27 protein-coding genes are annotated in these 19418 nt (G+C 46.8%); 13 read left to right on the forward strand and 14 right to left on the reverse strand.

The annotated features are described in order from the left end of the window. The first annotated feature begins 125 nt into the window (after nucleotides 1-125). Nucleotides 126-875, forward strand: coding sequence for a hydrogen peroxide-dependent heme synthase (hemQ, locus tag L7D49_RS03795; RefSeq protein WP_238079491.1), 750 nt, complete (start codon nucleotides 126-128; stop codon nucleotides 873-875). A gap of 50 nt (nucleotides 876-925) precedes the next feature. On the opposite strand, the gene L7D49_RS03800 is transcribed toward hemQ, so the two are convergent. Further along, nucleotides 926-1348 carry a GNAT family N-acetyltransferase gene (locus L7D49_RS03800; RefSeq protein ID WP_238079492.1) on the reverse strand — a complete coding sequence of 141 codons (423 nt, stop codon included), beginning with the start codon at nucleotides 1346-1348 and terminating at the stop codon, nucleotides 926-928. A 27-nt stretch (nucleotides 1349-1375) separates the two neighbouring features. Continuing rightward, nucleotides 1376-2230 carry an aminopeptidase gene (locus tag L7D49_RS03805; protein ID WP_238079493.1) on the reverse strand — a complete coding sequence of 285 codons (855 nt, stop codon included), beginning with the start codon at nucleotides 2228-2230 and terminating at the stop codon, nucleotides 1376-1378. Between the two features lie 99 nt (nucleotides 2231-2329). On the opposite strand from L7D49_RS03805, the gene L7D49_RS03810 reads away from it, so the two are divergent. Continuing rightward, nucleotides 2330-2749, forward strand: coding sequence for a cell wall hydrolase (locus L7D49_RS03810; protein WP_238079494.1), 420 nt, complete (start codon nucleotides 2330-2332; stop codon nucleotides 2747-2749). A 23-nt stretch (nucleotides 2750-2772) separates the two neighbouring features. Then, nucleotides 2773-3120, forward strand: a complete 348-nt coding sequence (locus tag L7D49_RS03815) for a spore coat protein GerQ (RefSeq protein ID WP_238079495.1) — start codon at nucleotides 2773-2775, stop codon at nucleotides 3118-3120. A 45-nt stretch (nucleotides 3121-3165) separates the two neighbouring features. On the opposite strand, the gene L7D49_RS03820 is transcribed toward L7D49_RS03815, so the two are convergent. Beyond that, the gene (locus tag L7D49_RS03820; RefSeq protein WP_238079496.1) at nucleotides 3166-4212 is read right to left on the reverse strand and encodes a beta-carotene 15,15'-monooxygenase; all 1047 of its coding nucleotides are present in this window, start codon (nucleotides 4210-4212) and stop codon (nucleotides 3166-3168) included. Between the two features lie 187 nt (nucleotides 4213-4399). Here L7D49_RS03820 and L7D49_RS03825 point away from each other — a divergent pair, with 187 nt between their 5' ends. From L7D49_RS03825 to L7D49_RS03845, 5 genes are all read left to right on the forward strand, one after another. Then, nucleotides 4400-4588 (forward strand): hypothetical protein, encoded by a 189-nt coding sequence (locus L7D49_RS03825; RefSeq protein WP_238079497.1) that lies wholly within the window; start codon nucleotides 4400-4402, stop codon nucleotides 4586-4588. A 104-nt stretch (nucleotides 4589-4692) separates the two neighbouring features. After that, nucleotides 4693-4860 (forward strand): hypothetical protein, encoded by a 168-nt coding sequence (locus tag L7D49_RS03830; RefSeq protein WP_238079498.1) that lies wholly within the window; start codon nucleotides 4693-4695, stop codon nucleotides 4858-4860. A 133-nt stretch (nucleotides 4861-4993) separates the two neighbouring features. Next, nucleotides 4994-5131 (forward strand): hypothetical protein, encoded by a 138-nt coding sequence (locus L7D49_RS03835; protein ID WP_238079499.1) that lies wholly within the window; start codon nucleotides 4994-4996, stop codon nucleotides 5129-5131. 119 nt (nucleotides 5132-5250) lie between these two features. Beyond that, the gene (locus L7D49_RS03840; RefSeq protein WP_238079500.1) at nucleotides 5251-5484 is read left to right on the forward strand and encodes a hypothetical protein; all 234 of its coding nucleotides are present in this window, start codon (nucleotides 5251-5253) and stop codon (nucleotides 5482-5484) included. 84 nt (nucleotides 5485-5568) lie between these two features. Beyond that, nucleotides 5569-5766, forward strand: a complete 198-nt coding sequence (locus L7D49_RS03845; protein ID WP_238079501.1) for a hypothetical protein — start codon at nucleotides 5569-5571, stop codon at nucleotides 5764-5766. A gap of 67 nt (nucleotides 5767-5833) precedes the next feature. On the opposite strand, the gene L7D49_RS03850 is transcribed toward L7D49_RS03845, so the two are convergent. The 5 genes from L7D49_RS03850 to L7D49_RS03870 form a co-directional block, all read right to left on the reverse strand. Next, nucleotides 5834-6214, reverse strand: coding sequence for a DUF423 domain-containing protein (locus L7D49_RS03850; RefSeq protein WP_238079502.1), 381 nt, complete (start codon nucleotides 6212-6214; stop codon nucleotides 5834-5836). A 228-nt stretch (nucleotides 6215-6442) separates the two neighbouring features. Beyond that, nucleotides 6443-6724, reverse strand: a complete 282-nt coding sequence (locus tag L7D49_RS03855; protein WP_238079503.1) for a YwdI family protein — start codon at nucleotides 6722-6724, stop codon at nucleotides 6443-6445. Continuing rightward, entirely contained in the window at nucleotides 6721-6897 is a 177-nt protein-coding gene (locus L7D49_RS03860) for a uracil-DNA glycosylase (protein WP_238079504.1), read from the reverse strand. The genes L7D49_RS03855 and L7D49_RS03860 overlap by 4 nt, the downstream gene beginning before the upstream one ends. A 48-nt stretch (nucleotides 6898-6945) precedes the next feature. Further along, nucleotides 6946-7620, reverse strand: a complete 675-nt coding sequence (locus L7D49_RS03865; protein WP_238079505.1) for a uracil-DNA glycosylase — start codon at nucleotides 7618-7620, stop codon at nucleotides 6946-6948. 6 nt (nucleotides 7621-7626) lie between these two features. Then, on the reverse strand, nucleotides 7627-8385 hold the full coding sequence (locus L7D49_RS03870; RefSeq protein WP_238079506.1) for a DUF4230 domain-containing protein: 759 nt from the start codon (nucleotides 8383-8385) through the stop codon (nucleotides 7627-7629). Between the two features lie 220 nt (nucleotides 8386-8605). On the opposite strand from L7D49_RS03870, the gene thiD reads away from it, so the two are divergent. The 4 genes from thiD (at nucleotide 8606) to L7D49_RS03890 (ending at nucleotide 12320) form a co-directional block, all read left to right on the forward strand. Continuing rightward, entirely contained in the window at nucleotides 8606-9439 is an 834-nt protein-coding gene (gene thiD, locus L7D49_RS03875; protein WP_238079507.1) for a bifunctional hydroxymethylpyrimidine kinase/phosphomethylpyrimidine kinase, read from the forward strand. A 166-nt stretch (nucleotides 9440-9605) separates the two neighbouring features. Then, nucleotides 9606-9956 carry a YojF family protein gene (locus L7D49_RS03880; RefSeq protein ID WP_238079508.1) on the forward strand — a complete coding sequence of 117 codons (351 nt, stop codon included), beginning with the start codon at nucleotides 9606-9608 and terminating at the stop codon, nucleotides 9954-9956. A gap of 48 nt (nucleotides 9957-10004) precedes the next feature. Continuing rightward, entirely contained in the window at nucleotides 10005-10685 is a 681-nt protein-coding gene (bshB2, locus tag L7D49_RS03885; protein WP_238079673.1) for a bacillithiol biosynthesis deacetylase BshB2, read from the forward strand. Nucleotides 10686-10967: 282 nt separating this feature from the next. Beyond that, on the forward strand, nucleotides 10968-12320 hold the full coding sequence (locus L7D49_RS03890; protein WP_238079674.1) for a YjiH family protein: 1353 nt from the start codon (nucleotides 10968-10970) through the stop codon (nucleotides 12318-12320). 76 nt (nucleotides 12321-12396) lie between these two features. On the opposite strand, the gene L7D49_RS03895 is transcribed toward L7D49_RS03890, so the two are convergent. Genes L7D49_RS03895 through L7D49_RS03915 form a run of 5 tightly spaced genes read right to left on the reverse strand, consistent with a single transcriptional unit; the run spans nucleotide 12397 to nucleotide 17370 of the window. Continuing rightward, the gene (locus L7D49_RS03895; protein WP_238079509.1) at nucleotides 12397-14016 is read right to left on the reverse strand and encodes a M20/M25/M40 family metallo-hydrolase; all 1620 of its coding nucleotides are present in this window, start codon (nucleotides 14014-14016) and stop codon (nucleotides 12397-12399) included. Nucleotides 14017-14036: 20 nt separating this feature from the next. Further along, nucleotides 14037-14342, reverse strand: coding sequence for a hypothetical protein (locus tag L7D49_RS03900; RefSeq protein ID WP_238079682.1), 306 nt, complete (start codon nucleotides 14340-14342; stop codon nucleotides 14037-14039). Next, complete coding sequence (locus L7D49_RS03905; protein WP_238079510.1) at nucleotides 14264-15682, reverse strand: amino acid permease; 1419 nt, start codon at nucleotides 15680-15682, stop codon at nucleotides 14264-14266. The genes L7D49_RS03900 and L7D49_RS03905 overlap by 79 nt, the downstream gene beginning before the upstream one ends. 21 nt (nucleotides 15683-15703) lie before the next feature. Next, nucleotides 15704-16465: a dimethylarginine dimethylaminohydrolase family protein gene (locus L7D49_RS03910; RefSeq protein WP_238079511.1), complete on the reverse strand. Its 762-nt coding sequence runs from the start codon at nucleotides 16463-16465 to the stop codon at nucleotides 15704-15706. A 32-nt stretch (nucleotides 16466-16497) separates the two neighbouring features. Further along, nucleotides 16498-17370, reverse strand: a complete 873-nt coding sequence (locus L7D49_RS03915; protein ID WP_238079512.1) for a dimethylarginine dimethylaminohydrolase family protein — start codon at nucleotides 17368-17370, stop codon at nucleotides 16498-16500. Between the two features lie 170 nt (nucleotides 17371-17540). Between L7D49_RS03915 and L7D49_RS03920 the strand changes: the two genes are divergently transcribed. After that, nucleotides 17541-18290 carry an IclR family transcriptional regulator gene (locus tag L7D49_RS03920; RefSeq protein ID WP_238079513.1) on the forward strand — a complete coding sequence of 250 codons (750 nt, stop codon included), beginning with the start codon at nucleotides 17541-17543 and terminating at the stop codon, nucleotides 18288-18290. Between the two features lie 41 nt (nucleotides 18291-18331). On the opposite strand, the gene L7D49_RS03925 is transcribed toward L7D49_RS03920, so the two are convergent. After that, entirely contained in the window at nucleotides 18332-19273 is a 942-nt protein-coding gene (locus tag L7D49_RS03925) for an L-threonine 3-dehydrogenase (RefSeq protein ID WP_238079514.1), read from the reverse strand. Between the last annotated feature and the right edge of the window lie 145 nt (nucleotides 19274-19418).

Raw genomic sequence — 19418 nt, forward strand, 5'->3', positions numbered from 1 at the left:
GAATCGGAACAGCCATTTACTTCTTGTCAAATTGATGACATGAAGCCCCTGTTGCCGCTTTCACGGGTTCAATATGCTACACTGATAGTAGAATAAATTCAAAACGCAAAGGAGTTTGAATCCACTTGAACGAAGCTGCAATAACACTCGATGGTTGGTATGTATTACATGATTTCCGCACGATGGACTGGGCTTCCTGGAAGTTAATCTCGAAAGAGGAGCGTCAAGAAGCGGTCGCTGAATTCATGGCATTTTTAGATAAACTGCAAACAGCTGACAATGAAAAGACAGGAAGCCATGCTTTCTACACAGTCGTTGGCCAAAAAGCGGATTTCATGCTCATGATGCTTCGTCCGACAATGGATGAACTTCAACAGCTCGAAGCTGAATTCAATAAATTGACGATTGCCGACTACACCGTGCCGGCGTATTCTTACGTATCGGTCGTTGAATTATCGAACTACTTGGCAGGCGAATCAAATGATGATCCATATCAAAATCCATACGTCCGCTCGCGCCTGTATCCTGAACTTCCACGCAGCCAGTACGTCTGCTTCTATCCGATGGATAAAAAACGCGAAGGCGATGACAATTGGTATATGCTCGATATGGACAAGCGGAAAGAATTGATGCGCAGCCACGGCATGATCGGCCGCGGCTATGCAGGCAAAGTGAAGCAAATCATTTCTGGTTCTGTTGGATTTGATGATTTTGAATGGGGCGTTACCCTCTTCTCAGACGATGTCCTGCAGTTCAAAAAGCTTGTCTACGAAATGCGTTTTGATGAAGTGAGCGCCCGCTACGGCGTCTTCGGCTCCTTCTTCGTCGGAACTCTTTTAGACGGCGATCAAAAGGCTGCATTCTTCCAGATATAATTTCACACAAAAAGACCGTCCGGTTGGGCGGTCTTTTTTATGCTGAATGCCTATAGATATTTCTTATACACATAACTAGCTTTGGTGTAGTCCATTTTCTCTTCATAAAAACGATGGGCACCCGTCCGTTCCAGGCCTGAAGACAAAGAAATGCTGCCGAATTTATTTTCTTTGGCCCATTCCTCCACAAATGTCAGCAGTCTTTCTCCATACCCTTTCGAGCGTATCGTTTGATCTGTAACCAAATCGCAAATCCATACATACCGGCCGCTTGAAAGTGTAATCATCGGTTTAAAGCCGATAACCGCAGTCATTGTATTTTTATCGAAGAGAGCAAACATCCTATACCCGTCACTCTCTTTGGTAGCCATCACTAATTCAACATAACTGTTTTCATTCAAATGAGGCCGAAGCTGCTTCATAATTGGAAAAGCTTCCAGGATTTCATTTTTAGAAAGAAGTTCTTTAATCATCATTGTGTCCTCGAAGGCTGAGCAATTTCATTCCTCTCCAAGCCATTCCAATATATCTTCCTTCACATCTTGTCCTACCCAATACGTCAAGGCTTCCTCCTCACCGATCCGGTCAACGAGGTGCTGGACATAGGCAGTTCCGAGCAAGTAGCCGATACGATTCAAACCGAAATAGGAGCCCCCTGACAAGCGGAACCACTCCTTCTCCTTCGGCATATCCCATCCCGCCATGGCATCCTCGAGGAAACGCCGTTTGATTTCGGCTTTATTTTCATGGAAGCAGGAGGCCCAAGGATCGCCTTCATTGTCAAAGGTGTAGTAGACGGATTCGCGCAGCCCCGGCACCATCTTCATAGAGAGATAGGTGGCAATGCCTTCTGTGTAAAGAGTCGTTAATCCGCTTGTCCATTCAATACTGGACCAGTCAATTCCGTTTTTCGTTCCGAGGGCAAAATGAGTGACATGGCCGATTTCGTGGGCAGCAATCACTTCCAGATGCTCTTTTATCGGAGACAGCTTTTCTGCCGCGAAATATATGGTTCTCTTTTTAGTCCGCGTAACGAATGCATTGGAACCGAATGTCCCGACGATTAATTTGAATGTTAATTCCAAATCGAGTCCAAACGTCTTTTCAAAATCCTGTTCCAGTTTTAACAAAACATCCGGCATGTCTGCAGAGAATGTTTTGAGATCATCCACTTTAGCGGGATATTGTTGCAAGGCAAGCTGCAGGCGTTCTTCCGTCCTTGGGCAATGGGCCGGAAAATACAGTTCAAAAAGACTCGAGTGGCTCTGTATATATGTTTCCAGCTCTTCACGTCCAAACGGATCGGACGCTTCGTAATTGTGAATAAAATCCGGAATGATATTTTCAATTTTCATATTGCTCCCCCCTTTCCAACTACTCTATCACAATCCGAATCTTTTTTTATGTATGATTGGCGATCTCTCTTCATATGGTAGTCGTGAGGGGGTTTTGCTGTGGCCGTTGTTAAAGCCACTGACAAGGAAGTGGATCTGTTAGCCCGATTGATGCGAGCCGAAGCGGAGGGTGAAGGGGATTTGGGTATGCTGATGGTCGGCAATGTCGGGGTAAATCGGGTGCGTGGGGACTGTCTTGATTTCCAAAATATCCGGACGATACAGCAAATGGTGTTCCAGCAGCCGGGCGGGTTTGAAGCGACGCAGAAGGGTTATTTTTACCAGCGCGCACGTGAACAAGATCTCCGGCGGGCCAGGCGCGTGATCAACGGAGAACGTTTCCATCCAGCGACCCGTTCCCTCTGGTTTTTCAGACCGACCGGAGATTGCCCTGCCCAATGGTACAATCAGCCGAATACCGGCCGTTACAAATCGCATTGCTTCTTTTCCCCAACAGAAGAAAATTGTCCTCAAATTTAAAGATGAAAGGATGAAGTTGAAACATGGTCCAATATTATTGGAATCCGGCTTACCCGCAACAGCAGATGGTTCCACCCCAAGTGACGTTGCCAAGCGGCAGGCCGCCAGCTACGGGAGAGCAATCTTACATTGAAAACATTTTACGTTTAAACCGCGGCAAGCCTGGAGTTTTCCACTTCTCGTTCGAGCATGCCATTGAGCCGGGCAAAAACACACTAGCCGTTGTCGGAAGAGTGGAAGCAGCCGGACGAGATCACGTCATTCTGAGTGAAGTCGGGACGAACAAACGCTATCTGTTCCCGATGATCTATTTTGATTATGCAGAGTTCAATGAGGAACTGAACTATTTTAATCAGAATCCATTAGGATAAGCAAAAACACTTCCGTCCATAAAAACCATGACGGAAGTGTTTTTGTTAGGCCATCTTTTCCTCAAGCAATCGCCGAAATGTTATCGGTTCATCCAGGCGTATAGCCGCCTTCCTGAATGGTTTCTCCATTCCGAGAAGCATTGTGGCCGTCAACGGGACATTAAAATGAATGACGCAATGCGCTTTCCCCTCTTCAAAATCCCTGGCGATAAAGTCGATGACTTCTTTATCTTTTAACGATACCGCTTCAGCTTCTGTTCCCCATTCGATCCTCTCGATAGCCTGATACGGAATTTCCATCCGTTTACCAAGGCCAAGTGATACATACAGTCGATCCTCTCCAACAGTTACCGGATTGAGCCGTACCGCTTGGATGTCAGCAAGGAAATAGACGATGGAATAGACATTGAGGACAAGCAAGCCTATCGCGAGAAGCACCGATTTTTCGTGCAGCCACCAATGAAAGCCGATTGTTTCAATGGCAATTGCATGAATCAGCATAATGTAAAACGCCACTAAACTGGTTTTCTGATGCAACGTAAACTGATTTTCAGCGAGTTCCGGTTTTCGCTTCCACGATGCAAAAGCATAATAAAACATAAGCGATTCCGCAGCCAGCATGGAAACGAGCGGATGCCCGGATACTTTCTGTTTCACTAGGGCAGGAAATGCAAATAAGCCACTCGTTTGTTGAAGTTTCATCTCTCTAAAAATAGATGGTATATGTTTGATCAGCAGAAAAATCAAGCCGAGCTCCGCTAACAGGAAAAGTGCCTCTCCACCAATTGCAATGTACGGAATAAAGGCAAATGGCGCAAAGTAGGTGGATGGAATGATAAACCGGGACGCGACAAGGCCAAGCACCATGAACGTAACAAACCGTTTCAGGGTAAACCCTTTTTTCCGCGTCATCGCCAAAATGAGCAGCGGTGCAACAATCGATAAATCAACGAGCGAGCCAATCACCATCCCCCGGGTATCCTGCGGCAACGGAATCGCCGGCAACCGGTACGCCAGATAATTGCTGAAAACGACGGCTACGAGAAGCACTGCAAATAAAGGTGTCTTGGAACGGGACTTTGTAGCATTCATGGAAACGCCTCCTTTCCTATAGTGTATCAAATGGCCAGCAGGAAGATTGTGTATATTTTCCGAAAAATAATACAAAATAGCCATGCAAGAGAAATAGTCACGTGGCCCGGGATGAGATACGAGTAGTTCGTGGATTATACGAGCGGTTCGGGACGGGATACGAGCGGTAATCGGGATATACGAGTGGTTGAAAATATATACGAGAGGTTCCAGAAATATACGAGCGGTTCGAAACGCGATACGAGTTGTCTTCGGATTATACGAGTGGTTCGAAAGCAGATACGAGTGGTTCGCCAATTTCCGCTGGACGCGGGAAGTAACAGATCATTGCCTGCGCCAAGTCGCGTTGAATGCCTTTGACCAATCAAGAAATTAATTTGATCGTTGGTTAACTTTGTCTAAAAAAATCATGAGACACGAGCCGCCCCCAATTATACGAGTGGTTCGAACGGAGATACGAGCGGTCAAGGGAATATACGAGTGGTTTGGAAGCAGATACGAGATGTTCCAGAAATATACGAGCGGTTCGAAACGAGATACGAGCTGTGTTCGGATTATTCGAGTGGTACGGAAGCAGATACGAGCGGTTCGCTCATTTCGGCTGGACGCGGGAAGTCACAGATTCTTGCCTGCTCCCAGTTGGACTGAATGCCTTTGACCAATCAAGGAATGAATCTGATCGTCGGTTTATCTTTTTTCTAAAAATATTTTGAGATACGAGCTGCCCCCAATTTATACGAGCGGTTTTGGGCGAGATACGAGCGGTCATCGGGATATACGAGTGGTTCGGAAGCAGATACGAGAGGTTCCAGAAATATACGAGCGGTTCGAGACACGATACGAGCTCTCTTCGGATTATACGAGTGGTACGGAAGCAGATACGAGCGGTTCACCCATTTCCGCTGGACGCGGGAAGTAACAGATCATTGCCTGCTCCCAGTCGCGCTGAATGCCTTTGACCAATCAAGGTATTGATTTGATCGTTGGTTTACTTTGTCTAAAAAATCATGAGACACGAGCCGCCCCCAAATTATACGAGTGGTTCGAACGGAGATACGAGCGGTCAGCGGAATATACGAGTGGTTGAAAAAATATACGAGCGGTTCCAGAAATATACGAGCGGTTCGAGACACGATACGAGCTCTCTTCGGATTATACGAGTGGTTCGGAAGCAGATACGAGCGGTTCGCCCATTTCGGCTGGACGCGGGAAGTAACATATCATCGCCTACACCAAGTCGCGCTGAATGCCTTTGACCAATCAAGAAATTGATTTGATCGTTGGTTTACTTTGTCTAAAAAAATCATGAGACACGAGCCGCCCCCAAATTATACGAGCGGTCAGCGGAATATACGAGTGGTTGAAAAAATATACGAGCGGTTCCAGAAATATACGAGAGGTTCGAAACGAGATACGAGCTGTCTTCGGATTATTCGAGCGGTACGTAAGCATTTACGAGCGGTTCGCCTGCTCCAGCTGGACGCGGGAATGAACACCTTATCGCCTGCTCCAACTCGCGCTAAGTGCAATAAACTCACTCTTTCCCCTGCATGATAAATCCCCCATCCCACGCAAATAAAAAAACAGCGGACTCCATCAAAAGAGTCCCGCTGTCCTATTTTTATTTCCCAAATTTGGCCGCTGCGATGATCAACATTACCCAGCCGACGATGAAGGCTACGCCGCCAATTGGTGTAATGGCGCCGAGTATGCCTACGCCGGATAGGCTTAATGCATACAAACTGCCGGAGAAGATGATGATGCCTGCAAGCAGCAAGTATCCTGCCCAGCTAAGCTGCGTGGAAGGCCCGAGCAAGGAGGAACTCATCAGAATTCCGACTGCGATGAGACCAAGTGCGTGGAACATTTGATATTGCACAGCGGTTTCCCAGATGGCAAGATAATGTTCCGAAAGTTTTTCTTTCAATGCGTGGGCACCAAATGCCCCGAGTGCGACTGCGAGAGCGGCGTTTACTGCGCCCGCGATAATGAAAAATGGCATATGTATCCTTCTCTCCTTCAATTCGAGTACCTTTCAAGGGGGTAATCTACGGATATTGTATCGAACCAATGCGGCAAAAGCCGACCCGTTCATCTCCTAACCCAAACCTGCTCTACTTATCGTACCTCGTTTCCACCTGTTTTACCCTATGGATGGCATGACAAGTTTTCGACAATTTGCATACAGAACCATGAAATCTGAGTACAACCAAGGTGTCTCAACGAGCTATCAAAAGTCGAAAAGCGACCCGCCATTGGCGTCCTCTTCCTCTAACGGCCTGCCCTCTAGTGGCATTGTTGAAGAAATAGACTGCGTGATAATTTGCTGCTGGACTGGCTCCTTTGGCAGCTCCGTGCGCTCTGGCCTTACTGAAGGGGCAGCGCCGAGCACCACTTCACATAGTGAGCGGATGGCGGCAAGCGCTTCACGGACAGCGCGTTCGTCCCGGGCCGTTCTGGCCTGTTGCAGTTGACGTTCCATTTCAGCTAACACTTGTTCATGCGAAATCATTTTCCGGCTTCTCCCTTCTTTTGTGCAAAATGCATGCATTCCATCCCCGAAGATCGGCGGACGACAACGGAAGGGAGTTCGCGGGTCTTAAACCCATAAGCTTTGCAGCCGCGCGGATGCTGAGGCTCCCACGTCACAAAGAAATGCCGGCATTGAAAACAGTTAACCGTCACGGTTATCTCCCTCTTTCTCTTTCCACTGTATCACGGATGGCATGCAAATTACACAGTACGGCACCAGTCAATTGGCCGCTCGCCCCATTGCTGCAATTGTTCATTCACCTTTGAAAATGGCCGGCTGCCGAAAAAGCCGCGGCTCGCACTAAGCGGACTTGGATGCGGCGATTCAATGATCGCATGCCGATTCATATCAATCAAACTCTTTTTCGCTTGAGCAGGTTTTCCCCATAACACAAAGACAACGGGTTCATGACGAGCTGATAATTTTCGGATCACTTCATCTGTAAAGAGCTCCCATCCTTTGCCCCGGTGGGAATGGGCCTCGCCTTCCCGTACCGTGAGCACCGTGTTGAGGAGCAGTACGCCTTGCTCTGCCCATCCCGTCAGCATACCATGCACCGGGATATCACAACCGATATCCGTCTTTAATTCTTTGAAAATGTTGCGAAGGCTGGGCGGCAGTTTCACATCTTCTTTTACGGAGAAACTGAGGCCGTGCGCCTGCCCGGGGCCATGATAAGGGTCTTGCCCTAAAATCACGACTTTCACCTGATGGAACGGCGTCAATTGAAAGGCTGTCCACATATCCTCCATCAGTGGATAAATAGGCGCTGAAGCATATTGTTCTTTTAAAAACTCTCTTAATTGTAAGTAATACGATTGCTGGAACTGTTCCGCCAGCACCTCGTCCCAATCATTCTTAAACACTTGTTTCAACGCATGTCACTCCTTGAAGTTGATGGTTACCTCGTAGCCTGCGAATGAAAACATTTCTCTCAACGTCTTCTCTGCATTTTGTTCAGCCATTTGCAAGACCCCTTGTCCTGCACTCTCTTCCAATATCAGTTTCTTCGCTTCCTCTGCGAGTTCGTAGCCTTCTTGAATGTCGGCCTTTTCCCGGAAGACCCCTTCATAGGAATAGATTTCAACCTGGTCGAAGTAAATTTCAGCCCCGCCGAGGAAGGTAGCAGGCGGCAATTCTAATGTAGCCGTTTTGTTCTTTTCACTTATGGTAATATCCTTTTCCGTTAGATCGCTCAAGTCCACTCCCGCTTTCACCGATCCTGGAATGACAACGAGCAATTGGCGTTTCGTGCCGGGCAGATTAACGCCGATGCTCTGGCCGAATAACTGGTTATCCTGTCTTTCGATGATGACCTTCGTATACGATTCTGCAGTCGCAATTTCATTCAAATCTTGAATTCTCTCTAAAAAGACACCTTTGTCCTCTGTAAAGGTACTACCTGATTTTAAATAGTAGAAGGTAATGAATGGCAAAGCGATGACAAGAAGCACAACAAGGACTGCAATGAGAAGTATCGATCTTCTCCACATGGAAAAGAAAGCCTTCCCCATTCTCCAAAAGCTTGTCCGCCGTCTTCTGCCTGTCACGGCTTCCATTGTGACAGCCTGTTCTCCCTCCGCCGCTTTCAGCTCTTCCAGTATCTTTTCCATCTCTTTAATCTTCTTCTTATTTCCCATACCTGGCTTCACCCTCCTCTATACGCCACTTCTCTCTTTTTCACGTATTTTCGCTAGTAATCTGTACGTTCAGCCTATCGAAAAGTTTCCGATTCAACAACTGAAAAGATGCCCTGTGCAGGAGTCTCCTGGAAAGAGACAATTTCCGACAATTGTATTTTTTCTTCATTTTGATTACCATTAAAGACGTACGTAAACCATCATAAAGGGGTTTTCTGTTATGACGTTGAAAAAGACACTAACCATTGCAGGATCAGATACATCAGGCGGCGCTGGCATTCAGGCCGACTTGAAAACATTTCAAGAACACGGAACCTATGGCATGACTGCCTTGACGGTCGTTGTCACAATGGACCCCGATAACAATTGGGCGCATCATGTCTATTCCCTGCCCATCGATGTATTGAAAGCGCAACTGAAAACAGCCCTTTCGACAGGCGTCGATGCTATTAAAACAGGCATGTTGAGTACAGAAGAAGTCATCCAGACAGCTGGAGAGGCAATAAACGAATCCGGGCTTGGCCATGTTGTCATCGACCCGGTCATGGTTTGTAAAGGGGAAGACGAAGTATTGAATCCAGGTACTGTCGATGCGATGGTGAACTATTTATTGCCGAAGGCGGAAATCGTAACACCTAACTTGTTCGAAGCAGGCCAATTGGCTGGCATGAAAACACCAACGTCTATTGATCAAATGAAGTCAGTCGCTGAAAAAATACATTCACTTGGCGCGAGAAATGTTGTTATTAAAGGCGGCAAGCAATTGCAGCATGACAAAGCGGCAGACTTGTTCTATGACGGCCAAACATTTACGCTGCTAGAAGCTGAAAAGACGGACACGCATTACAATCATGGCGCAGGCTGCACTTTTGCAGCTGCCATCACAGCGAACCTTGCGAATGGCCTTAGTGTCCGCGAAGCAGTGATCGAAGCGAAGAAATTTGTTACAGCGGCTATCGCGAACGGCTGGAAGTTGAATGAGTATGTCGGTCCTGTAATGCATGGCGCGAAAAACCGTTTGGGAGCGCCCGAAATTACGACTACAGAAATCTAATTCTGATGGGAAGCCGTCTCTCCGCAGAGGCTTCCTCTTTTTATTCATTCGGAACCGATTTAGGCAGATGAACGAGGACGTGCCCCATCAAGCACGTATACTGCAATCATCCAAACGTTTCGCTATACTGAATAAATACATGACTATGTAAGTAGGAGGAGTATGAATGGAACTCGTACAACCGGCTCATTTGCAAGAACTGATTGATTCCTTTGCGAATAAAGACGTGTATATACATTTAGAGACGACCAATGGATCTTATGCCTCTCATTTCAAGGAAGGGTTTTTCAATGCGGGGGCTTTTATTCGCAATGTCGTCGTGAAATACGAACTTGGAAAAGTGGCGGGCGAATCACCGCACCGGATCGGATTGAAATTGCCGTACGGATGGGTTTATGCTCAAGGGATCACGCATTATACACTTGATGAACATGGAAGGCTGCTAATGGCAGGCCTGGACCCGGACGGCAAGCTTGCCGTATCGCTAGAAATCAGCAAAACGCCTTTTACATATTAAGACCACAGCGGACGCGTTACTATAATTATGCAAGGAGGATTTCTTATGATAAAACAAGAACGCCATGTGCTTGTAATATTTCCCCATCCGGACGATGAAGCGTTCGGCGTGTCCGGTACGATTTCCACCTATCGTGAAATGGGCATCCCAGTCACCTATGCCTGTTTGACGTTAGGGGAAATGGGCCGGAATTTCGGCAATCCCCCATTCGCCAATCGAGAAACGCTGCCTCAGATCCGGAAAAAGGAACTGATGAAAGCGGCAGAAGCGATGGGCCTTGATGATTTGCGCATGATGGGGCTTCGTGATAAGACGGTCGAATTTGAAGATGATGAAAAAATGGTGAAGCTCGTTGCGGATTTGATTGACGAGACGAAGCCGTCGCTCGTTATTTCCTTCTATCCGAACCTGTCTGTCCATCCCGATCATGATGCAACGGCAAGAGCGGTAGTCCGGGCGATCCGGCGCATGCCGGAAGATGAACGGCCGACCCTCTATACAATTGCCTTTGCCCATAATACGAAGGAAGTGCTTGGGGAGCCGGATATTATCCATCACGTGGAAGGCGCTGCAAAGAAAAAACTAGCAACGATGAATGCCCACGCCTCCCAAACTGTCTGGATGATGCAGGATATGGAAAAACGCTTGGCTGAACAAGACCCAGAGGCGTTAAAATGGCTTCATTATGAACGATTTTACACGTATCGATGGGACCAGGATTTCGAATAAATCGAAAGAAGTCGTCTGGAAGCAGGCGGCTCCTTTCCTTCTTTAATTTTGCAAGCGCTTCCATTACTATATCTCTATAAAATAACTGTAATTTTGAAGTTTACTATTAGATAGAATCGGCTATAACATATTGGTATTACGGCAGCGACTTGCTAACTCGGTCTATCCAATTGACTGATTAGTAGGACTTTTTACGTCACCATTTACATTCGAACTAATCTACTATATCATGTATAAACATTCATAAAAATATCATATTTATACATTAGAGGAGAGAGTATGTTGAATCAGTTCCGCTTATCCACTTGGTTTTACTTTTTGATTCCATCTATACTTGGAATTATCTTATTCATGATCCCCTTGCCATTTGAAAGCGGCTGGAAAGTGCCGATTGCGAAGTTGGCCGATTTGCTTTCGGGCATTGTAGAACCGGCTATGCCAATGGCAGCCACCGTCATCATTGTAATTGCAGCACTTGGCTCTGCCATCTTTTTATTCATTCCAAAAGACGGAAATAAACCTTCCGTATTAGAAAGTCTCTTTAAGGTAACGCCTTTCTGGACTATTACGCGTGTTCTGGGTGCTGTTTTCGCCATCATGGTCACATTCAAAATGGGTCCTGAAGCGATTTGGAGTGAAAATACAGGAGGTCTTTTGCTGGCGCCGGATGGTCTTGTTTCTTTCCTATTCACCATCTTTTTATTCGCCGGCCTCCTGTTGCCGCTTCTATTGAACTTCGGTCTTCTTGAGTTCTTCGGCACGATGATGGTAAAAGTAATGCGGCCTTTGTTCCAATTGCCGGGACGGTCCTCTATTGATGCCCTCGCTTCCTGGATTGGAGACGGTACAATCGGTGTCCTCCTTACGAGCAAGCAGTACGAGGATGGCCATTATACACAAAAAGAAGCAGCGATTATCGCGACAACTTTCTCTGTCGTTTCCATTACCTTCTCACTCGTCATTATTGATACGGTGGGGCTTGATCGCTACTTCCTTCCATTCTACGCCACCGTGGTCGGTACAGGGATCATCCTTGCGCTAATCATGCCGCGGATTTATCCGCTGCGCGGCAAGAAGGACGAATATATCGATGGTCGGGAATATACAGGGGAAGAGGAAAAGCTGCCGGAAGGATACAATGTATTCAGCCACGGCTTGGAAAACGCCCTCGTCACTGCATCAAAAAACCGGAACCTCGGTAAGATTTTCACAGACGGCATGCGAAATGTATTTGATATGTGGCTTGGCGTCGCACCTGTCGTCATGGCGTTCGGTACGATCGCTCTGATGCTGGCTGAATATACGAGCGTCTTCACGATTCTCGGAAAACCATTTGAACCGATCTTATCCGTTCTCGGCATTCCTGAAGCGGCAAATGCGGCACAGTCAATGGTGGTCGGATTCGCTGATATGTTCTTGCCTGTCATTTTGGCTGACGGTGTCATTACATCGCAAATTACGTTGTTTACAATCGCGACCATTTCCGTTGTACAGCTGATTTATATGTCAGAAGTCGGCGGTTTGATTCTCGGAACGAAAATTCCAATCAACATCTTAGACCTCATTATCATATTCGTCTTGCGTACGCTCATCGCCCTGCCGATTGTTGCGGGTGTAGCGCATCTGTTGTTTTAATAAAAACGAATCCCCTCACGGCCGGTATTTGGCAGAGAGGGGATTTTTCTATACACGAGGACTGTCATTTTCGATTTTACGCGACATCTATCTTTTTGCAAAACAACTTTTGAATAAGCGTTTCCAGAAGAACCGGCATTTCTTTAAAGGCACTTTCTACATGCAGCCGTTCTGTTTTCTGGTGTGCATCCTTTCCGAATGGCCCGACATTTAACACAGGCGCTTTCAATTCGCCCATCTCTTCAAACGGTATGCTGTACGTCTCGCCCCAAACAGGCGTATTCCTTTCGAAAGACGTCCAGCCATTCGCTGAATCGTCATAATTCACATAGCTTAAGTCACAAATGCCATTGAAATAATGAATCTGCTCCAGTGAAATGTCGAAGGATCTGGCCGTTTCCTGCACAAGACGAACTGCTTCCTGGATGAACGGGTCATGGGACGAGTTGACAGCCGGGTAATACGGAGGCGCATACAAAAGTACGGCCGCCGGTGCAAGCTCTTGGCATTGGATCATTAGATCATCCACGATGCGAAGAGATTTCTCCCGGTCATCCCATTCATCATGCGCCAGCACCTGCGCTCTCAACCGATCCACTTCTGCTGCTCCCAGTTTATCTTCTGCGTGAGCGAGCAATTGTTCATAACGCAGTACCCTCACTTCACCGATGCCTTTCACTTGTTCCCGCTCACAAATGGCCTGATAGCTTTCATTGCATGCCGTCATGGCCTCTCTTGCCACTTCCTCGAACACGTCCATGACGTCTGCTGCAGTCCGTTTGAATAAAAAGACGTTATAGAGCGCAGCGGCGCGATAAGGGGTCTGGGTGGAATATTGGAATTTTAGATCTTTCTGCTGCAATGAAACGGGAAGCGGCGTGCTTTCCCCGAGATCCGTCTCACGGAATTTTTCATTCCATTCCATCCGCTGCGTCAGGAAGGAAGCAATATAATTGGCTGTCATTCCTTTGAGCGGCTCGCCAACATGTGTTTCTTTTCCATAAAACAATGCAGCCGGCATGATCTTTCCGATGGTGCCGGAATAGATATATTCCTTCGTATCCGTTGGCCCCTGCGAGAAGGACGGTTCACTGTTCAAAAAGAGTTTGTACGTAAGGCGATATTCGTCTCGTAAGCGGACAAGCGCCTTGACGGCTGCACGCATGCCTGCCGAGTTCACTTCTTCATCCGGAACCGCTGTCAGCAAAAGATTAATCGGCCATTGCTCGATGCTCGCCTTTTCAATTAATTGCATGTGTAGAGCAAGGCCCATTTTCATGTCCATCGTTCCACGGCCAAACAAGTAATCACCGGATTCGAGATCCACCCGTGCAGCGAGGGGCAGCTCATGTTTGAACTCATGCAGCTTTTTGGTCAACTCCTCCGGATGATAGGCAAGCGGCTCCAACACTCCATACTCTTCAGTTTGGACCGTATCAAAATGACTGATCAACACAACTGTCTCCACAGCGTCTGGATGCCGGTAAAGCGCCGTCAATGTGCTGCGACCCAGCCCTGCGTCATGCAATGTTAACTGCTGTGGGTGCTCTTGAAAGTAACGAAGCTGCTCCAGTTTCATTTTCAACTTTGACGAAAAAGTCCGTTCTCCATCTGTCAACGTTTGGCTGTCCCAGCTGACAAGTTCGCATAGTAATTCCCGCAGCGTTTCAGATGTATTCCATTTGTATTGATTCATTTCAAAAACCCCTAACTTTGTTATAGATAGCTTTTTAGCGACAGCGGATCTCCGAAGAGTACACTGGAAGAAGCGGCCTTGCCTATTGCCTTGGGTGTTTCCCCTGCTTGTTGTGCGATTTGATATGAAATGAAGAGGAGGATGTACACCAGTTCAAACCTTGATGGCCCTTGAAGTGCATCCTCTCTTCCTATTTTATGCGGATCATCGTTCCAAATATTTAAAAAATTCAAGGCGTAAAAAGTTTTTATTCTACAGGCTTCGCCTTCACTTCCGTAAGTTCCTGCTCCTTCTTCTGCAATTTCACTTTGTAAAATACCATACAAGCGATGAAAAACCCTACTCCATAGAACAAGCCAATACGCTGGCTCGGGTCAAAAGCCAAGAATACGAGAATCAACAAACAAAACGTAATACAGACGATTGGAATCGCAGGATAGAAAGGCACGCGAAACCCTAAATCGGTTATGCTGCCTCCGGCTTTCAAATACCGTCTGCGGAACATAAGCTGTGAAGTCGCAATTCCCATCCATGAAATTGTCACCGCGATGCCTGCAATCGACATGAGGAGAACAAATACTGCATCCGCTTCCATAACACTTGTCAATAAAGACAATAGCGAGAAGGCCATTGTAAAATACAATGCGTTTAAAGGTACTTTCCTTTTCGTCAGTTTGCCGAAAAGCTTTGGAGCCATTCCCTCATTTGCCATCGACCATAATAGACGGGTGGATGCATATAAGCATGAATTTCCGACAGACAGAATGGCGGTCAGGATAATGAAGTTCATAATTCCCGCCGCGTACGGCACACCAGCAATCTTCATCAGCGTCACAAATGGACTTTCTAACAGCCCAAGTTCAGACGCAGGAAATATCGCGGACAACACGATGATTGAGGCGATATAAAATATTACAATCCTGAACAGAATGGTCCGAATGGCTCTTGGGATATTTTTGCCCGGATCATCCGTTTCTCCTGCCGCGATTCCGACCAGCTCAGAGCCTTGATACGAGAAGATGACATTCATCATCGTCACAAAGATGATAGCGATCCCCGCCGGAAACAGGCCGCTTGGCGCCAGATTCGTCAAGTGAGGCACAGGCCGATCTGCTAACGGAATCCATCCGAAAATGGCCGCCACTCCGATGATAATAAACGCGATAACAGCAAGCACTTTAATTCCAGCAAACCAAAATTCCGCTTCAGCGAACCCTTTTGTCGTCAGGGCATTGAGGAAGAACAGCAACACCATGAATGCTGCGCACCAAACCCAGACGGGAATATGGGGGAACCAATGTTGCATGAGAATTCCTGCTGCGGTAAACTCTACTCCGGCTGTGGCCGCTGAACCGACGAAATACATCCAGCCCAAGGAGAAACCGACAGAAGGACTGATATAGCGGGTTGCATAAAGTTGAAACGATCCGGTTACCGGCATATGAACCGCCAGTTCGCCAAGACATGTCATGACCATGTATAAAATCAATCCGCCGATCAGGTAACCGATGATCGCTCCGCCTGGTCCAGCCTGATTGATGGTGTACCCTACATTTAAAAACAGCCCCGTCCCGATGACGCCGCCAAGCGATAGCATGAGCAAGTGACGGCTTTTCATCGAGCGGTTCAATTCCAGTGGTTCGGTATTTCCCCTTGTGTTTGACATTCGGTTCCCCTCCCATTCAAATTAGAAGCGAAGCGACAGACAGCTTAAACCGCCGTCATGCTTACGGACTTCTGACATGTCCAATTCAATCGTTTCATAGCCGGCTTCCGCCAACTTGCGTTTCGTTTCCTCATAGCCTTTCGGGATGATGACGTAGTCATTGACACGAATCATGTTGGCGGAATACTCATCTTCCTTCCCGATGATGATTTTTTCATAGGAATCAAAAGCTGGATGGTCGATAAATTCGCCTGCTACGACCATGCGATTTTCCCCAACGTACGCAATGCCTGTCTTTAAGTGGAAGAATTCCTTCAATGGGATGATTGTCGCTTCATACCCTTCCCCTTCAAGAATTGTTTTTAATTGACGAGCGCCTTCTTCGTTTGTCCGTTCAGAAATGCCGATGTAGAAACAGTCTTCCGCTTGAAGCACATCACCGCCGTCCAACGTGCCTGGCGCTTCAATATGAAATACTTTATCGTAGAACTTTCTAAGAACCGGTTCCATCTCTACAATTTCACGATTTCTGGAATCAGCTCCCGGATTGGAAACGACAGCAAAATCAGGCGTCAATACGGCCGTATCTTCCACAAACGTAGAATCCGGAAATTCCTCACTGGCCGGCAAATGAGTAACAGCCACTCCGCATTTTTCTAAAGCTTCTACGTAAGCCTCATGCTGCTTGAGCAGCACATCATAATCCGGTGTCCCTAAATCAGAAGTCGTTAACCCATTCAAATAGCTCTTTCCCGGCGTCTTGACGATTACATTTTTAAACATAAACAGATGCTCCTTTTCCCTGATTTGATTTCTTATCCTCTGACAACCGGACAAGTCAGACATGTTGGTCCACCCGTCCCCTTCACACTGATTTCGTCGCCTTTATATTCATATACGGTCGCACCGGCTTCTTCCAATTGCCGTTTCGTGAAATCGTTTCCACGAGGTATTACACAAATGCGCGGCGCCAGGGCTAGCACATTGCAGCCGAGCACGTCATATTCCTCTTTAGGCACTTCGATTAACTGAATGCCCCGTTCGAGTAACAGCTGTCTAAAAAATACAGGCATCAGTCTGGAATGAACAACAGCCAAATCTTTGTCGACCATACTGATGAAGGACATCAAATGGAGACACTCCGCTTCCCCTAAATCATGCGGAAGCTGCACCACGATAAACTCGTCTACCATATCCGCTGTCAGCTCTTTTAATTGGCGAATCGCTTCGTCATTAGTCCGGTAGCCCCGGCCGACTACGAGTGTCCGATCATCCAGCCAAACGATATCTCCTCCGTCAGCTACTGCATCTCCCGTCAACTCACCTACGATGGGAATGCCCTTTTCTTGCAGAAATTCTTTATACACTTCCGCCTCCGGCTGCCGCAGTGATTTACCGGATTTTAAAATGATCGCCCCTTCTGGCGTGAATTTCACCGGATCGTGTGCATAGAGGGAATCCAGTCCCACTTTCTCTGAAGCCGGCAAGTAATCTATTCGTTCGACATGCTGCTCGAGGATTTCTATGAAATTCGTGAACTCTTCCACAGCCTCTTCAAAATTTGGTTCCTCTAAATAGTTAAATGTTTTCCAAGCGTCCGCCAAATGTGCTTGACTTCGAAATGCCTCGTTGGGATGCTTCACAATGACATGTTGCAACGGTGTAAACATAGAAGAACAATATTTCATTTCACTCACCCTTTTCCGCATAGCGGAAACACTTTCCGTTGAAAGGAAAGATTATATGTAAAATATATTCCCGTCATGATATAATGTCAATGTGTTTAGAAAAAAATAATTACATTTTCACTTCGAACTCATTTATTTTATCTGACTATTTTCTTAGGCGGTGCTTTGTTATGCAATCTATCGATCGGGCAATGACCATTGCCAAAATACTAGCGTCCCAACCAACTGAAGTCGGTTTGCCGATATCCGAACTGGCACAGGTATGTCAATTGCCACTTAGTACACTCCATCGCATTTTGCAAGCGATGATCAAACAAGGTATGGTCGAGCAGGACGAGCAAACGAAATACTATAGGCTCGGAACGATCTGGCTGGAATATGGGCTTCAAGTCTACGACACGATGGATTATGTGAATAAAATCCGTCCTGAATTGGATCGGCTGGCAAGAGAAGTGGAAGAAAGCGTCTACTTAAGCAAGCCTTCAGGAGAAGAAGCTATTATTATCGAGCGCATTGATAGCGAAAACAATCCGATACGGATCTATGACCAGCTGGGAAGTCGGATTCCGATGCATATCGGAGCGGCGAACAAAGCCATGTTGGCTGCTATGCCGGTGAACCGGCGAATTGATATTTTAACTGGATTGGTTTCGGCAGGCGAGATGAAAAAAATAGAGGCTGAACTCGTCAAAATTAGCCAGCAAGGCTATGCCGTGAGTCATGGGGAGAGAACAGAAGGCACCTCGTCGGTAGCGGTGGCCGTCATGAACGGTTTTGGAGAAGTAATCGGGGCCATCAGTATTGGGACTTTATCATTCAACCTTACAGAGGACCGGCTTGACTTTCTCATTCAGCAAATCCTTGATATCGGACAAAGAGTTTCCAACAAACTTGGCTACCGGCCATCGGATAGACGATAAAAATTCAAAAAACCGCGAACATCGATTCGCGGTTTTTCCTATTAGGACAATTTCTTTTTTAGTTTTGCTAACATGTCTTCAGTCATGGCATCCAAGTCGTATTTCGCTTTGAAGCCCCACTCTTCGATCGCTGCAGAAGGATCGATATGATCAGGCCAGCTGTCCGCAATTCCTTGGCGCACAGGATCTACATCATAAGCCATTTGGAAGTCCGGAATATGCTTTTGAATAGCTGCCGCAATTTGAGATGGCTCGAAGCTCATAGCCGTTACATTGAAGGCATTCCGGTGGATTAATTTCGCCGGGTCGGCTTCCATCAAGTCGACAATCGCCTGCAAAGCGTCCGGCATATACATCATGTCCATATATGTGCCCTCAGCAATGAACGATGTGTACTTTCCTTCCTCGATCGCTTTGTAATAAATATCAACCGCATAATCGGTCGTTCCCCCGCCTGGCTGTGCCACGTAAGAGATGAGGCCCGGGAAACGGACGCCGCGTGTGTCAATTCCGAACTTATGGTAATAATAATCGCACAGCAATTCGCCTGCCACTTTGTTGACTCCGTACATTGTCGTAGGACGCTGAAGTGTATCCTGCGGTGTATTTTGTTTCGGCGTGGATGGCCCGAATGCACCGATTGAACTTGGTGTGAAGAACTGCATGTCAAGTTCCCGCGCCACTTCTAGCGCGTTCATCAATCCACCCATATTCAAGTTCCAGGCGAATAATGGATTCTCCTCGGCTTTCGCGGATAATAGTGCTGCCATATGCATGATCGTGTCAGCTCCGAATTTTTTAGCAAGCTCCGACATCTGCTTGCCATCCGTCACATCCAACAATTCAAACGGGCCGGACGTTTCCCCTTCAGGTTTTCGGATATCAGTTGCCAAAACGTTGTCTGTTCCATATTCAGAACGAAGCTTCTCTATCAATTCGGAACCGATTTGGCCAAGGGCTCCTGTCACGATGATCTTTTTCATATCGCATACTCCTCCTAATCGACAAGTGTATTTTTGGGAAGGACAAATTATTTCAGAATAAATGAAAATGTTATTATTCCGGTATCATTTGATTATATTATGTACTTCCGGTAAATACAACCAGCATTTTTACTTTCCAATATAT

It is taken from the genome of Sporosarcina cyprini (genome assembly GCF_022048975.1).
Taxonomy (GTDB): domain Bacteria; phylum Bacillota; class Bacilli; order Bacillales_A; family Planococcaceae; genus Sporosarcina; species Sporosarcina cyprini.

What these genes read in the sequence shown, in the direction of transcription:
- L7D49_RS03800 (WP_238079492.1), bottom strand. Translation starts at nt 1,348, where the DNA reads ATGATTAAAGAACTTCTTTCTAAAAATGAAATCCTGGAAGCTTTTCCA.
- L7D49_RS03805 (WP_238079493.1), bottom strand. Translation starts at nt 2,230, where the DNA reads ATGAAAATTGAAAATATCATTCCGGATTTTATTCACAATTACGAAGCG.
- L7D49_RS03815 (WP_238079495.1), top strand. Translation starts at nt 2,773, where the DNA reads ATGGTCCAATATTATTGGAATCCGGCTTACCCGCAACAGCAGATGGTT.
- L7D49_RS03820 (WP_238079496.1), bottom strand. Translation starts at nt 4,212, where the DNA reads ATGAATGCTACAAAGTCCCGTTCCAAGACACCTTTATTTGCAGTGCTT.
- L7D49_RS03850 (WP_238079502.1), bottom strand. Translation starts at nt 6,214, where the DNA reads ATGCCATTTTTCATTATCGCGGGCGCAGTAAACGCCGCTCTCGCAGTC.
- L7D49_RS03855 (WP_238079503.1), bottom strand. Translation starts at nt 6,724, where the DNA reads ATGATTTCGCATGAACAAGTGTTAGCTGAAATGGAACGTCAACTGCAA.
- L7D49_RS03870 (WP_238079506.1), bottom strand. Translation starts at nt 8,385, where the DNA reads ATGGGAAATAAGAAGAAGATTAAAGAGATGGAAAAGATACTGGAAGAG.
- thiD (WP_238079507.1), top strand. Translation starts at nt 8,606, where the DNA reads ATGACGTTGAAAAAGACACTAACCATTGCAGGATCAGATACATCAGGC.
- L7D49_RS03880 (WP_238079508.1), top strand. Translation starts at nt 9,606, where the DNA reads ATGGAACTCGTACAACCGGCTCATTTGCAAGAACTGATTGATTCCTTT.
- L7D49_RS03895 (WP_238079509.1), bottom strand. Translation starts at nt 14,016, where the DNA reads ATGAATCAATACAAATGGAATACATCTGAAACGCTGCGGGAATTACTA.
- L7D49_RS03905 (WP_238079510.1), bottom strand. Translation starts at nt 15,682, where the DNA reads ATGTCAAACACAAGGGGAAATACCGAACCACTGGAATTGAACCGCTCG.
- L7D49_RS03910 (WP_238079511.1), bottom strand. Translation starts at nt 16,465, where the DNA reads ATGTTTAAAAATGTAATCGTCAAGACGCCGGGAAAGAGCTATTTGAAT.
- L7D49_RS03915 (WP_238079512.1), bottom strand. Translation starts at nt 17,370, where the DNA reads ATGAAATATTGTTCTTCTATGTTTACACCGTTGCAACATGTCATTGTG.
- L7D49_RS03920 (WP_238079513.1), top strand. Translation starts at nt 17,541, where the DNA reads ATGCAATCTATCGATCGGGCAATGACCATTGCCAAAATACTAGCGTCC.
- L7D49_RS03925 (WP_238079514.1), bottom strand. Translation starts at nt 19,273, where the DNA reads ATGAAAAAGATCATCGTGACAGGAGCCCTTGGCCAAATCGGTTCCGAA.